Genomic DNA, 14,518 nt, shown 5'->3' with positions numbered 1-14,518 from the left:
TTTTTTTTCCGTAAGAGAATTCAATATTTTTGCAAAATGTTCAAGAAAGGTGATAGAATAAGAGTGATTGATGACAATCAAAAAGGTCAAATTCTTAAAATACAAGCTGATACTATCATTGTGTTGAACGAATTTGGATTTGAAGAAGAGTTTTCTCCAAGCGAATTGATTTTGGATGAAAGTTTTCAAGTTGAGAAAGTGGAAATTTCTCCTGATGATATTTCGACTAAAAAGCAAAAGAAATTGGCATTATCCGAAGTCAAAGAAATTGATTTGCATATAGGGCAATTGGTGGATTCCTTTGCAAATATGTCCAATTATGAAATGCTACAAATCCAAATGAGAAAAGTAGAAGAAGAAATTCTATTAGCACGAACAGAAGGCCGTTCCAAATTAATTTTCATTCATGGACATGGTTCTGGGAAATTAAAAGAAGAAATGATGAAGCTTTTGACCCGATTTTCGGGTTTGGAAATTTACGATGCTTCCTTCCGGAAATATAAATTGGGCGCGACCGAAGTAAAAGTTCGCTAAGAAGTTAAAAATTTGCAATTCCAAGAAATTTAAAACAACTTTACAAGAATCGGATTCTTGACTATGTCTAAATTCTACCTTGTATTGGTGCTTATATGGATGTCAATCATTTCTTTGTCTCAAGAGAAGGATCGTATTTCCTATCATTTGAATCTGAATCCAACTACAAACATTTTAACGGTTTATCAAACTTTCGAATTAACCAATTCCAGTCAACAAGATCTTGAGGAAATTTACATTCATGCTTGGGCCAATGCCTATTCGGGTAGATTGACTAGATTAAATGAAATCAAACTTCAAGACCGAAAAGGGGCTTTGCATTTCTCCGAAAAAGAAGAAAGAGGACATCTTCAATATTTGGTTATTTCCCAAAATTCCAATCTCCTTTCATATGAAATTGTAGAAAGAGAATTTGTCAAACTTAACCTATCGGAACCTTGGGTAAAAGGAACAAGAATCCAATTGTTGGCCAATTATGAAGTGAAAATTCCCAAAGATGTCTTTACCAAATATGGATACAATGAGCAACAAGAGTTCTTATTAAAATACTTCTTTTTACAGCCCGCAACCCAAGATGAAAAAGGGAAATGGGTTTTGCAACATTACCAAGATTTCGAAGAATTATCGGCCAATCCTACAAATGTTCAGTTGACAATGGATCAGTTGGATGAGTATGATATGGCTTCGGATTTGTTTGAGGAAAACAAGATTTGGCGTGGAGAAAATATGGAACATTTCCGTTTATTCTTAACTCCGAAACCAGAAAATATTCAACATTTTAAGTCAGCTGACCAAAATCTACAGATCGAATTTGGCTATGCTTTGGATTCGATTCAAAAAGATCATTATGCCCAATTACTTCCGAAACAACTTCAATTTTTGGAAGACCATTTTGGCCCGTTGCCGATGCGGAAATTATTCATTTCTTCCAAAACTAAAAGAGAACAAGATTTTTTAGGAGTTGATGATTTGGATGCTTGGATTTTGGAGTTGAAACTTTTTACAGAAGAAGAAAAAAATGCTTTGAAGCTTTTTCAAGTTTTGGCGTACGAATACATCGATCATCTTTTTGTCGTCAACAAAAATCAAGATCATTGGATCAAAAACGGACTGCAATATTATGTGATGATGAAGTACGTAGATCATTATTATCCTACGTTGAAATTAGCGGGACAATTGCCCGATAAACTAAGTGTTTTGGGCATCAAACCGCTGAATTATTTTCATGCGTCCAAATTGAAAATGAATGAACGATACAAATTTTTGTATTTGTACTTAGCAAGACAAAATTATGATCAACCTATTGAAACAGATTTTGACGAATTAAGCAATCTCAATCAAATTGCCATTAGTGGATTCAAGACTGGAATTAGTTTTTACTACATTGATCAATATTTGGGTGGAAATGAATTTGATCATTTAATTAAAAATTTTTCCAATCAAAATCGAGGTAAACGGATTCAAAAGTCAGATTTTCAACAGTTTTTACAACAATATGCTTCCAAAGATTTGGATTGGTTTTTTGAGGATTATGTGGACAAAAAGGATAAAATAAATTTCAAATTGGTTAAACTTACAGATGCAGAAGATTCGCTTCAAATACATCTAAAGAATCAAACAGAATTTCAAGGACCATTTCAAATTTCAGCTTTTCGAAATGAAATGGAAGTAGAAAGACAATGGTATGTTTCTCCAACCAAAGACATCAACGTAAATTTCCCCAAAGGGGATTATGATAAAATTGAAGTAAATTCCAATTATTTATTGCCCGAATTCAACGATCGAGACAATTTTTTGCGAACCAAAGGCTTGTTTAAAAATGGCAAAAAATGGCAATTGAAATTGTATTCCGACATTGAAAATCCTGAGTATTCCCAAATTTTCGTCAATCCTCAAATCCGCTGGAACAATTATGATAAATTTTTGATTGGAATGAGGTTTCACAACCAATCTTTGCTAACGCGTCCTTTTGAATGGAATCTTTCTCCGAAGTTTTCGACAGGGACAGGTAAATTGGCAGGTGGAGCATCTGTTTCCAATACCTTTATGCCGCAACATGGCTGGTTTCAAGCGATTAAATTGGGTGGTTCCATGAAATACGAACATTATGATCAAGATTTAACCTACCTCAAATGGTCCTTGTATTCAACGTTGAATTTTAGAAAGAACCCTAGAGAAACCTTATCACATGGATTTATCTTTGCCTACGATAATTTGGATAAAGAAGTTCCTCAATTTGAAACGCAAACTCACGAAGAAAAATATGGCTTGTGGAATGCGACTTATTTCTATTCGCGTCCCGATTATATCCACGAATCGCATGGATCGGTTACCTATCAAATGACCAATTTTTTTCAAAAAGTCATGGGTGAATTTTATTATCGTTGGCGGTTTGCAACCAAAAAGCAATTAGGCGTACGACTGTTTGTGGGAACCTTTTTGGAGAATCAATCTAATTCTGATTATTTCAATTTTGGGGTCAGTCATGTGTCGGATTATTCTTTCAATTTGAATTTATTAGGTAGATCGGAAAGCTCCGGAGTCCTAAGTCAGGAATATGTATTGGCAGAATCGGGTTTCAAATCCAAATTTGATTTTACCATCAATCGATGGATTGTTTCTACCAATGTGGAATTGCCTATTTGGAAACTATTTGATTTGTATGCCGATGCGGGAGTTTTCAAAAATCGACTGCAAAATCCTGAATTTATTTATGATACAGGCTTGAAAATTAAAGTAATACCCGATTTTTTGGAATTTTATTTACCCATTCAATCCAGTTTGGGATTTGAACCATCGATGGACAATTATTGGGAAAGAATTCGTTTTACCTTCAATTTTAATTTAAGTAGTATCATCAATCATCTGAGACGAGGTTGGTATTGATTCAATTATTTCTCGGATGAAATTTTAAGACAGCTTCTCGAATGGATGTATCATCCAAATGAGTATAAATTTCGGTTGTGGTTATGCTTTCATGGCCCAACATCATTTGAATGGAACGTAAATCGGCACCATTTTTTAAAAGATGCGTGGCAAAGGAATGCCGAAAGGTATGCGGACTTATTTTTTTGCGCAATCCCGCTTTTTCTGCCAAATTTTTGATGATGGTGAAAATCATCACTCGCGTCAATTTTTTTCCTCTTCGATTTAAAAAGACAAAATCTTCAAATCCTTTTTGAATGGGGAGATGAACGCGAATTTCTTTTCGATAAATGTCAATGTACTTGATGGTGTAATCCGAAATGGGAATCAATCGTTGTTTGTTTCCTTTACCGATGACTCGAATGAAATTTTCCTCAAAAAATAAATCCGATAGTTTTAATTCGGTTAATTCCGAAACCCGAAGCCCACAACCATAAAGCGTTTCCAAAATGGCTCGATTTCGTTCTCCTTCTGCGGTTCCCAAATCGATTTCGGCAATCAATTGGTCAATTTCTTCCACCGATAAAGTGTCTGGAAGTTTTAAGCCCAATTTGGGCGTTTCCAATAACTCTGCTGGATTGTCGGTTCGCCATTCTTCATATTGTACATAATTGAAAAAACTCTTCAATGAAGAAACCAAACGAGCCTGTGATCTTGCGGTATAGTTTTCTTTGGCAAATTGATAGAGAAATTCTTCTACTTCAGAAGAGGTGATTTGCAATGGTTTTGTATCGGTAAATTTTTGAAGCTTTTTGATGTCACGTAAATAGGCTTCCAGCGTATTTGCCGAAAGACTTTTTTCAAGCTTTAAATGTGATTGATATTCAATTAAAACTTCTTTCCAATCCATTTAATTTGGAATATTTTCAAGTTCCAATACTCTTTGTATCATGGAATCTTCTTGCCACCAAACAGTATACAATGCATTGACGCCAAATAATTCTTCGGCTATGGAAGATTTGATAAAATTCTTCATCAGTTGAATTTCCTCTTCAGAAAGGCGTTCCTCCAAAATTCCCAGAACACCCAAATATTCTTCATAAATAGGGGTTACATCATAATAGTCCAAAAATAATTTTTGCGAGAAGAAAATTGGATTGTATCGGTTTTCCATGATTTTCTTGAAAAAGAAATTTTGATTGGATTCTGAATAGGCATTTTGAAGCACCCAACCTTTCAATTGCATAGTGTCCACCGAAACAAATTCATCGGGAATAATTCCTCCGCCACCATAGACAATTTTTCCAGAAGGCGTTTTGTATTCCAAATCTTTGTTGATTTTGATGCTGTCTTTGTAATGCAATTCACCGCTTTTTACACGTCGATACAATTCCTCTGAATAAGCTTTGTTTCCTTCTTCATATGGTCGTTGAATTGATCTTCCCGAAGGAGTATAATAATGCGCAACGGTCAATCTTACTCTTGTACCATCACCCAAATTGATTTCGCGTTGAACCAATCCTTTCCCAAACGAACGTCTTCCTACAATGGTTGCTCGACCGTATTCTTGCAAAGCACCTGCAACAATTTCACTTGAAGAAGCAGAACCTTCATCGATTAACACATAGACTTTCCCTTTTTCAAATAAACCTTTATTGGTTGCGTAAATGTATTTTCGTTTTTCATCTTTGTCTTGGGTATAAACAATGAGTTCATTTTTTGTCAGGAATTCATCGGCAATTTTTTCTGCTACCGACATAATTCCTCCTGGATTTCCTCGTAAATCCAAGATAAGCGTTTTCATTCCTTCTTCGTTGAGATCTTTCAAAGCTTCATGCATCTCATCTGCTGATTTTTCAGCAAATCGAACCAGTTTGATATACCCAATATCTTGGTTTATTTTCAAGGAAGCAACCACACTTGGAACGGGAACATCTCCTTTTTTTGCGTCAACCACTTGGACTTGGTTTTCTCTAAAAACGGTTAATTGAATATTGTCGATATCTTTTTCTTTGAAAATGGCTTGTGCATTTTCTGAACTCCATCCCAAAATATTGAGACTGTCAATTTTTAAAATTTTGTCTCCAATGAATAAATTGCCATAATTAGGACTTTGTTCCAAAACCTGGGTTATGGTCAATGTATCATTGATTTTCCGAACTTGAATTCCAATTCCTTTGAAATTACCCGTCATTTGTTGGGTAACATTTTGCAACAATTCTTTGCTCAGATAAGAGCTATGCGGATCTAGTTGCCCCAAAATATTGTTAATGACATTGTCGACCAAACTATCGGTATTGACATCTTCCATGTATTGATTGTCAATTAAAGAAACCAATCGCCTGATTTTTTGTTCGTTGGCACTGTATTCCAATCCCACTAAATTATCATTTTCATCTAAGGCAATGTCATACTTTCTGCCTAGCATAAATCCAATTATCATCAGGATTAGTGCAATGAAAATAGCATTTAGTATTTTGAGGAATGTTCTCATGAAAATAGTTCTGCTTCGGAAATATATTCAATACTAACGTCGGCTTTCTTCAAAAAGTCTATACCAGAATTATCTTTGTACTCTTGCGAATAAACCACTCGTGTAATTCCTGCTTGGTGAATGAGTTTGCTACATTCTTTACAAGGTGAAAGAGAAATGTACAAGGTTGCTCCACGGCAGGATTGGGTAGAGGAAGCAACTTTTAAAATAGCATTGGCTTCGGCATGCAAAACGTACCATTTGGTGTAACCTTCTTCATCTTCGCAAGGATTTTCAAATCCTGTCGGTGTACCATTGTATCCATCTGAAATAATCATCCGATCCTTGACTATGATAGCTCCAACTTGCTTGCGTTCACAATGAGAAAGTTTTCCCCATTCAATGGCCATTTTCAGATAGGCAATATCGTATTTGCGTTGTTTATCTTCTTTCATATTCTGCTGCAAGTTAGAAATATTCAGATGAAGTGTAAAATCTATACTCGTCTAAATGGCTTTTTTTAAACGAAATTCTGTGCTATGTTCTACCATACTTCCCTCTTTTGTGTAGACAATTTCAATCAATTGGCCTTCTTTGGTTTTGAACAATTGAATGATTTCTGGAAGGGAAATGGTCTCATTTTGATGGGTTATTTGACGAAATTCTTCGATTTTCGAGACTTGATTGGATGGAGAATGCGGATGATTGTTGAATATGCTGATTTTCTTCTTGTTAATCGATTTGATGGAATATCCTTTTCGTAGTCCAGCTTCGTATGCTGGGGAATTTTCTCTCACATAACTAACTTCCAAATACGGCAATTCTGGAAAGGGTTGATACAATTCCAAACCTGCTAAATTATAATGAAATGCTTCGTTGAATTTGCTGTTTTTACGAAGAAATAATTTCCGATTTCCTAAATCGCAAATGGTCGTAAATCGTTGCAAAATTTCTGAACCGATTGTTCCATTTCGATCATTTCGACTGACTTGAGAAACCGATAGACTATCAGGATAAGAAGTCGTTAAATTTTTTATTTCATAAGGGCCAATCCATAGTTTTTCCATTCGTGAACGCTTCCCATGAATTTCACCATTGAGTCCATATCCTAAATAATCTTCTACATAATTTTCGGGTACTTGTATGTTTTCGTGAGGTTTTTCAAAAAGCCACAAAGACTCCCAACTTCCTGTGTCAATCAATAATTGCAATGGAATTTTTGTTTGGTCAATTTCAGTTTCCAAGGTTATATAAGGTTTGTTTTGACGAATCATCAAGGGAATTTCATGAAACTTGGTCAAATTCTTTTTAGCATAAAAATGGTCATGTTTGTAGAGCGTTATTCGATCTTTTGTGTAATTAATTTCGACCACAAAATCTTTCAAAAATTCATAGCCGATAATCCCAAAAATGGGCAGCCCAAAACGAGTTCCTAGATCAAAGCCTTTTTCGTAAAGCAATACAATATTCACAGAAGAAGAGTGAGCATCATCGATTTCAATATCGTTGGAATAGGATAAATAGGCTTCCAATTGCGTTTTATCTTTCCCTAAACCTGATATGGTAATGGACTTACCTTTTTTTAAATTGAAATGATTGATCGCATCCAGATTGGTGATGACGGTATAAGCCGAACCCGTATCCAAAACAAAATTCATAGGAGGCGAACCATTGATGGAAACAGGGACAATAACAAGACCGCCTACGTGTTTAAAATTGAACGTGATTTTCTTTTTGTGATGAAATAAATCGAAATTCTGTGCAAATACGAAATTGCAACATATGATGAACGTAAGAAGGAGTAAGTTAGATTTCAAATACATTGAATCTAATGTACAAAATCTTCTAGAGAAGTTTAAAATATTCTAGCTTCTAAATTAAACTTTGTTTGTCCTTGTAATTCAAGATCAAGAAAATCGTAATCAAGGTAATAAAAGCCCATAAAGAACTTCCTCCATAACTGAAAAATGGTAGTGGAATCCCTACGGTTGGGAATAATCCCATAACCATTGCGATGTTGATGAAATAATGGAGTAAAAAGATGGTAGCGACAGAATAGCCAAAAAAACGTGAAAAAACACTTCGTTGATTTTCAGCCAGTCGATAGATTCTTAGGATGAATAATCCATAGAAAATAACCAAGATGGAACTTCCCAAAAATCCCCATTCTTCCCCAACGGTACAAAAAATATAATCGGTAGATTGTTCAGGTACGAATTTTCCCATTTTGACTGTTCCTTGCATATAACCTTTTCCAAAAAAGTCTCCAGATCCAATCGCAGTTTTGGAATACAATAAATTATAGCCCGACGTATCTCGGTATTTCTTTTCTCCCTCAAACAACACCATGATTCGTTCTTGTTGGTGCTTTGGTAATTTGGTGTAAATTATGGAAGAAAACAAAGAGATTCCTGTAATCATCATAAATAGTACGGCAGTTATAATACCTGTTTCGTAGGATTGATTGGTGGCAAATTCCGAACTCAACATTTTATAAGCAGATTCAGAATTGTCTTTTAAGATGAAATAAGAAATCGAAATGCAAGAAATGATTGCCAACAATAATCCAATTAATCCATAGAAAAACACATTGAATTCTAAGATTTCTTGGGTAACGAATTGTTTGGAAGTTTCGTCTTCAATCGCTCCCATTGATGGAAAGAAAAAGACCAAAATAAACAAGATGATAAAATAGAGAATCAAACCTAATTGGACACCCATTACGGTCTTTAATAGTTTTCGATTGTAGGTAAAGGCAATCACGAAAAGAGAAATGACTGCTGTTATAAATCCGATTGCTGTGAGAACATAGTAGGGTGGAAAACTGATGGAAGATAAAAACAAAACTCCTCCAATGACTGGTACCAAAATATACCAACCTGAAAATCCTTCACGATAAAGAGCGATGATAAAGGCGCTGAAAACCAATACAGAACCTAAATCGGGCTGTAGTAAAATCAAAGCTACAGGTATTCCAATAATCCCAAAAGCGATGATGATGGTTCGTTTTGAATTCATTTCAATAGATGGTGAACTGATGAAATTGGCGAGCAATAATCCTGTGCCGAGTTTTCCAATTTCGGCCGGTTGGAAACTGACAAAACCAAAATCGAACCAAGCCTTTGCACCGTTGATTTCCCGTCCAAATATGAGTACTCCAACGAGCATGAGCACCGCTCCCATGTAGAGAAACGGACTATAGACTTCAAAAAAGTTGGAGGTAATAGAAGAAACCGAAATCAACCCAAAAATTAAGAAAAAGCTAAGTCCGAAGAAAATCAATTGCTTGATTCCTTTGTCTGGATCCACGCTGTAAATGTTCATAATCCCAAAGGCTATGAGCATTAAACACATGATGATGGTTACCCAATCAATTCCTCTTAGCGATCTGCTTTGGTTCAAGGTTTTCTGTTTTTAAACTATCCGACTTAGGTGGTTCTACGTACCAACCTTTTTTCTTTAAATATTCAATCCATTGTTTTCTGTATTCACCTTCCAAACTCGAATTGATCATGCGTTGTTCCATGCTTTTCCGTTCGATGGTATCGGTCAAATACTTTTCAGCAATCAAAGTTGACATTGGCGCTGCCCAACGAGCTCCCCAATATCCGTTTTCAACAATTACAGCCACCACAATTTTAGGATCTTCCACAGGTGCAATCAACGTAAACAAGGAGTGGTCTTGTCCATGTGGATTCTGCGCTGTTCCAGTTTTCCCCGCTTGGGTAAATGCACTCGTACGAAATGCTCTTGCTGTTCCCAATGTGAACACTTGTTCCATTCCTTCTAAAATCGGAACAAAATGACGAGGTTCAACCAATGTTTTTTTAGGCTTTCTAAATCTTGGGTCATTATTGGGTTGTCCATCAATTTCCTTGACAATATGCGGTGTGTAAAAATGTCCTTTGTTGGCAATGGCAGCTGTGAAATTGGCCATTTGTAATGGAGTTGTGGTGATGTCACCTTGTCCAATTGCGTTAAAAATCATTTGGTAAGGAGTCCATTTTCCTTCCCCAAAACGTTTGTTATAAAAGTTTCCAGATGGAATCAAACCTGAACTTCCAACAGCCAAATCATTGTTCAAGTAAACGCCCAATCCAAAACTATTCATAATTTCTTTCCATTCGTCCACGCCTTTGTCTGGCTTTCCAGGATATTTGTTCACGATATCACGATAGGCTTCTGAAAAGAAATTATTACATGATTTTGCAATCGCTAAACGAACCGCAATTGGGTGATAATATTGACCACAATGACAAGCGATTTTCATACGACCATAACGAAATCCATGTTTACAAGAAAAACGGGTAGAGTCTGCTGTCATGGTTCCCATTTGCAATCCGGCCAAAGCCGTCATCATTTTGAATGGGGAACCAGGCGGATAAGTACCTTGGGTTGCACGATCATAATTCATCATCGAAACCGTATCGCGTAAAATGGCATTTCGGGTTTTGGAATTCAAATACAAATTAGGATCAACCGTAGGAGCAGAAGCCATGGCTAAAATTTCACCTGTTTTAGGATCCAATGCTACAATTGCACCGCGTTTGTTTTTCAATAATTGCTCTGCATATTGTTGCAATTCATAGTCTATCGTTAGGGTGATGGTTTTTCCGCTTTTGGCTGCTACATCATATTTTCCGTCTTCATAAGGTCCAACAGATTTCATCAATCGGTCTGCAACATAATTTTTTACTCCTTTGACACCGCGTAAATCTTTTTCGTAAGATTTTTCAACACCCGCAATTCCAACCAAATCTCCTGGTTTGTAATAGGTAGAGTCGGTTTTGATATAGGCTTCGTTTGCTTCGTTGATGTAACCCAAAATGTTTCCAGCCGAATGAACCATGTATTTTCGTTCCGGACGTTTGACAATCGTCATGGCAGGATAGAGATACAATTGCTCCTGAATACGCGCGTAATTTTCTCTGGAAATATTTTTAATTAATGGATAAGGCGATAGCGGACGGAAATGTTTTTCATTTCGAATCGAATTCAATCTTGCTTTAAAATAGTCCTTGGTAATTCCAGCCATGCTACAGAAAGCCGTTGTATCAAATTCTTCTTTGATCAAACCCGGAATAACATCCAATTCGTAGCTCGCAGAAGTACTTACCAATAATTTTCCATTTCGATCCAAAATATCACCCCGATTGGGAAATATGATTTCTTGTTTGATCGATGTATTGATGGCGTTTAGTTTGTAGCGATCGGTAGAAAGTTGTAAGAAAAACAATCGCCAAACAAAGAGTGCTATTACCAACACTACAAAAAAATTGATAATATAGATCTTCCTCATCGCTCCGCCTTCTTTCTAAACAAAATTAAATAGAAAAATACAAAAATGAGCGTGTAAATAGAACTATAAACGGTCCTTAGCATAACTCCTCCAAAATTTTGGAAGGATAAACTTTCAATGAAAAATAAAATAAAGTGGTGGATGAATACCATCAGAATCGAATACACAATCCATTGTCCAACACCAAAATCAGAAAATCTAAATTCTTCAATTTCAAAGAATTTAGTTCCCGAAACCATAGGGATGATGTGTTTGCTTAAAAACCCAATGGTGATACTTGCAAATGCATGAATTCCTCCCGTATTTTCAAATATATCAACTCCCAATCCCAAAAGGAAACAAAGAAATAACAACAAATAGCGATTTCTTTGTGGCGGATACAATAAAATGAAAAGGATGTAAATAAAAGGAGTCGCAATATGGTTAAAGGTCATTTTACTGAAGATGAAAACCTGCAGCATGACCAAAAAGGCAATCAGGACGATATTGATTAAAAACCTAAGGTTGAGCATTTTCTTCTAATGTTTTATCGTCGGTTTCTACTTCTTCTATTTGTTTTTTCTCCAAATTGATAACTACTTGTGCATAGCGTAATCTTGAGAAATCTTCTTTCAATTGTACCAATACATCCAATTCTCCTGAAACTTCATCGATCTTGGAATTGACAACGGTTCCAATCATAATTCCACCTGGAGCTGTTGACGATTTCCCATCGGTTTCAATCGTATCACCTTTGTTGACTTCTATGTATTTTGGAATCTCCATTAGGTGAACGTATCGAGGATCTTTTCCATCCCAATGAATAGTACCAAAGTATTGGTTATTTTTAATTTGAGCTGTGGTGCGTGTGTTTTTATTCAAGGTTGACATAACACGAGCATAATTATCAGACACATTGGATACATAGCCGATTACACCATTATTTGAAATGACAGCCATTCCTTTTTTGATTCCATCTTTGCTTCCTTTGTTCAAGGTCAAATAATTATGTGAATTACGCACAGAATTGTTGATAATTTCAACCGGAAGAAAACGGTAGGTTTGATGAAAAGCTACGTTGCTGATTGGACCACGAACAGTATCTCTTGCAGAAAATTGGCCTTTTAATTTTTCTATTTCGGTTCTTAATTGAGCATTTTCAGTTTGCAATTCACGGTTATTATCCTTCAATTGAAAAAATTGTGTCGCGTTGGAAATGCGTTTGTCAATATATCCACTTAGTTGTGTGCTTGTTTTGTCCATGACCGATTTATGGTAAACCTTTTGTCGAAAGGTGAACAAAAAAGCCAACAAGGAAAGTACGATATAAAACAAAAACAATCCATTCTTGATAATGGGATTAAGGATGAATTGCATACCGAGAATTATTTCATTAAGAAGGTAAACTTATCAATGTTTTTCAAGGCAATACCTGTTCCACGAACTACCGCTCTCAAAGGATCGTCTGCTAAAAATACAGGTAATCCTGTTTTTTTGGAAATACGTTGATCCAATCCGCGAAGCATAGAACCACCTCCGGCCATGTAAATTCCGGTGTTGTAGATATCTGCTGCTAATTCTGGTGGAGTTTGAGATAAAGTTTCCATTACTGCATCTTCGATACGTAAAATGGATTTATCCAAAGCACGTGCAATTTCTTTGTAGTTGACTGTGATTTCTTTTGGTTTCCCAGTAATCAAATCACGTCCTTGAACCGCCATATCTTCTGGTTCATGTTCTAGATCTTCAATGGCAGCACCTACTTCAATTTTCACACGTTCTGCCGTTCTTTCTCCAATGTATAAGTTGTGGTGACTTCTCAAATAATACGCAATATCATTGGTGAAAACATCACCAGCAATTTTCACAGATTTGTCACAAACAATTCCACCTAATGCAAGAACCGCGATTTCAGAGGTTCCACCTCCTATATCGATGATCATGTTTCCTTTTGGTAATTGAACATCGATTCCAACTCCAATTGCAGCCGCCATTGGTTCGTAAATCAATCGAACATCTTTTGCGTTCACGTGAGCAGCCGAATCTTTTACAGCGCGTTTCTCAACTTCTGTAATTCCTGAAGGGATACAAATAACAATTCGTAAAGAAGGAGAAAAGAATTTTCCTTTGATACCCGGAATTTGTTTGATGAATTCACGGATCATATATTCAGACGCTTCGAAATCTGCGATTACACCATCTTTCAACGGGCGAATCGTTTTGATATCGTCATGCGTTTTACCTTGCATATGTTTCGCTTTTTCCCCAACAGCAATTACTTTGTTGGTTCTGCGGTCAATGGCAACGATGGACGGGCTGTCCACAACTACCTTGTTGTTATGTATGATAAGAGTATTGGCTGTCCCAAGATCGATCGCAACTTCTTGCGTGAAAAAATTAAATAACTTCATTTAAAATCTAAAACTTTATTTGATTGGTAAGAGAATGCAAAAATAGATAATTTATAACGAGTTTAGGAAGGGAAAAATTGTCTTTTTTGGAAAAAAATAATTATTTATTCACAATTTGTCTCCCAAACCAATTTTAAATACATAAATTAATGAAAAACAGTATTATAGAATTTTCTTAATGACTCTTAATTTATGTGAATAGTTTTGTAAATCTCTGTTAAAAATTCCCGTGATATCAATTGGGTCAATTCTTACTTTTCCGTGAGCATGAATGATTTTATTTCCTTCCAAAATAATTCCCACATGGATGATTTTTCCATCTGAATTGTCAAAGAAGGCTAAATCTCCTGGTTCGGCTTCTTCAATAAAACTTAAGGCTTCTCCTAATTCTGCTTGTTGATAGGCATCTCTTGGTAATTTGTAACCACAAAATTTATAGACTTGTTGCACAAAACCCGAACAATCAATTCCAAAAACGGATTTCCCTCCCCATAAATAAGGTGTATTCAAGTATTGAAAGGCTAAATTGGGGATAGACTCTTTGGTGAATTTTCCTGTTTGAAATTCGCCTAAATAGTCCATTTCTTTGGTTCCGAATTTTATTTTCCCATTTTCTAAATTGGGTAAAACCGAAGCAATCGGTAAGGTTAACGGCATATCTTCATCGATCGCCAAGTTGAAACCTTCCGAAGCATAGTGAAGAGAATTCATCGTTTGAAACTCAACATCAGAAATGACCAGGAAATGTTTAAAATCTGCCCAACCTTCGTAGTCGTCATAGTCGGCTTTGATTTTAATCCAATTATTCTTTTTGTCAAGGATTTCTACTTTTTCACCAAAAAGAATTTGGCTAACCATTTCAGAACGATCTGATTGGTCAGCTCTCAAAGGCGCAACACTTACTTGACAAACAGCGTATTTCATACTTAAATTTCGGTGATGGAAATTTCGGATTTT

Annotated in this window: 12 protein-coding genes; 2 read left to right on the top strand and 10 right to left on the bottom strand. The window is 35.9% G+C overall.

All coding sequences use genetic code 11. From position 1 onward, the window contains the following. The first annotated feature begins 36 nt into the window (after positions 1-36). Positions 37-534 (top strand): DUF8465 domain-containing protein, encoded by a 498-nt coding sequence (locus tag ABID46_RS02650; protein WP_354506792.1) that lies wholly within the window; start codon positions 37-39, stop codon positions 532-534. A gap of 63 nt (positions 535-597) precedes the next feature. Beyond that, entirely contained in the window at positions 598-3,420 is a 2,823-nt protein-coding gene (locus ABID46_RS02645; protein ID WP_354506790.1) for a gluzincin family metallopeptidase, read from the top strand. A 1-nt stretch (position 3,421) separates the two neighbouring features. Here the strand turns inward: ABID46_RS02645 and xerD are convergent, their stop codons facing one another. From xerD to ABID46_RS02595, 10 genes are all read right to left on the bottom strand, one after another. Next, positions 3,422-4,309, bottom strand: a complete 888-nt coding sequence (gene xerD / locus ABID46_RS02640) for a site-specific tyrosine recombinase XerD (RefSeq protein ID WP_354506787.1) — start codon at positions 4,307-4,309, stop codon at positions 3,422-3,424. Continuing rightward, positions 4,310-5,893, bottom strand: coding sequence for a S41 family peptidase (locus ABID46_RS02635; protein WP_354506785.1), 1,584 nt, complete (start codon positions 5,891-5,893; stop codon positions 4,310-4,312). It lies immediately after the preceding gene. Beyond that, entirely contained in the window at positions 5,890-6,327 is a 438-nt protein-coding gene (locus ABID46_RS02630) for a deoxycytidylate deaminase (protein WP_354506783.1), read from the bottom strand. The genes ABID46_RS02635 and ABID46_RS02630 overlap by 4 nt, the downstream gene beginning before the upstream one ends. A gap of 51 nt (positions 6,328-6,378) precedes the next feature. After that, positions 6,379-7,689, bottom strand: coding sequence for an aspartyl protease family protein (locus ABID46_RS02625; RefSeq protein ID WP_354506781.1), 1,311 nt, complete (start codon positions 7,687-7,689; stop codon positions 6,379-6,381). 55 nt (positions 7,690-7,744) lie between these two features. After that, entirely contained in the window at positions 7,745-9,274 is a 1,530-nt protein-coding gene (gene rodA / locus ABID46_RS02620) for a rod shape-determining protein RodA (protein ID WP_354506779.1), read from the bottom strand. Next, positions 9,243-11,171 carry a peptidoglycan D,D-transpeptidase FtsI family protein gene (locus ABID46_RS02615; protein ID WP_354506777.1) on the bottom strand — a complete coding sequence of 643 codons (1,929 nt, stop codon included), beginning with the start codon at positions 11,169-11,171 and terminating at the stop codon, positions 9,243-9,245. Before ABID46_RS02615 ends, rodA begins: the two co-directional genes overlap by 32 nt. Continuing rightward, on the bottom strand, positions 11,168-11,683 hold the full coding sequence (locus ABID46_RS02610; protein ID WP_354506775.1) for a rod shape-determining protein MreD: 516 nt from the start codon (positions 11,681-11,683) through the stop codon (positions 11,168-11,170). Before ABID46_RS02610 ends, ABID46_RS02615 begins: the two co-directional genes overlap by 4 nt. Continuing rightward, positions 11,670-12,527, bottom strand: a complete 858-nt coding sequence (mreC, locus tag ABID46_RS02605; protein WP_354506773.1) for a rod shape-determining protein MreC — start codon at positions 12,525-12,527, stop codon at positions 11,670-11,672. The genes ABID46_RS02610 and mreC overlap by 14 nt, the downstream gene beginning before the upstream one ends. A gap of 8 nt (positions 12,528-12,535) precedes the next feature. Next, positions 12,536-13,561, bottom strand: coding sequence for a rod shape-determining protein (locus ABID46_RS02600; RefSeq protein ID WP_354506771.1), 1,026 nt, complete (start codon positions 13,559-13,561; stop codon positions 12,536-12,538). 162 nt (positions 13,562-13,723) lie between these two features. After that, positions 13,724-14,485, bottom strand: a complete 762-nt coding sequence (locus ABID46_RS02595) for a C40 family peptidase (RefSeq protein WP_354506769.1) — start codon at positions 14,483-14,485, stop codon at positions 13,724-13,726. Positions 14,486-14,518 lie beyond the last annotated feature (33 nt).

The sequence above is a fragment of the Moheibacter stercoris genome (assembly GCF_040545805.1).
Classification (GTDB): domain Bacteria; phylum Bacteroidota; class Bacteroidia; order Flavobacteriales; family Weeksellaceae; genus Moheibacter; species Moheibacter stercoris.
The sequence above is the reverse complement of the archived record's forward strand: the minus strand, read 5'-3'. Positions and strand labels throughout refer to the sequence as shown.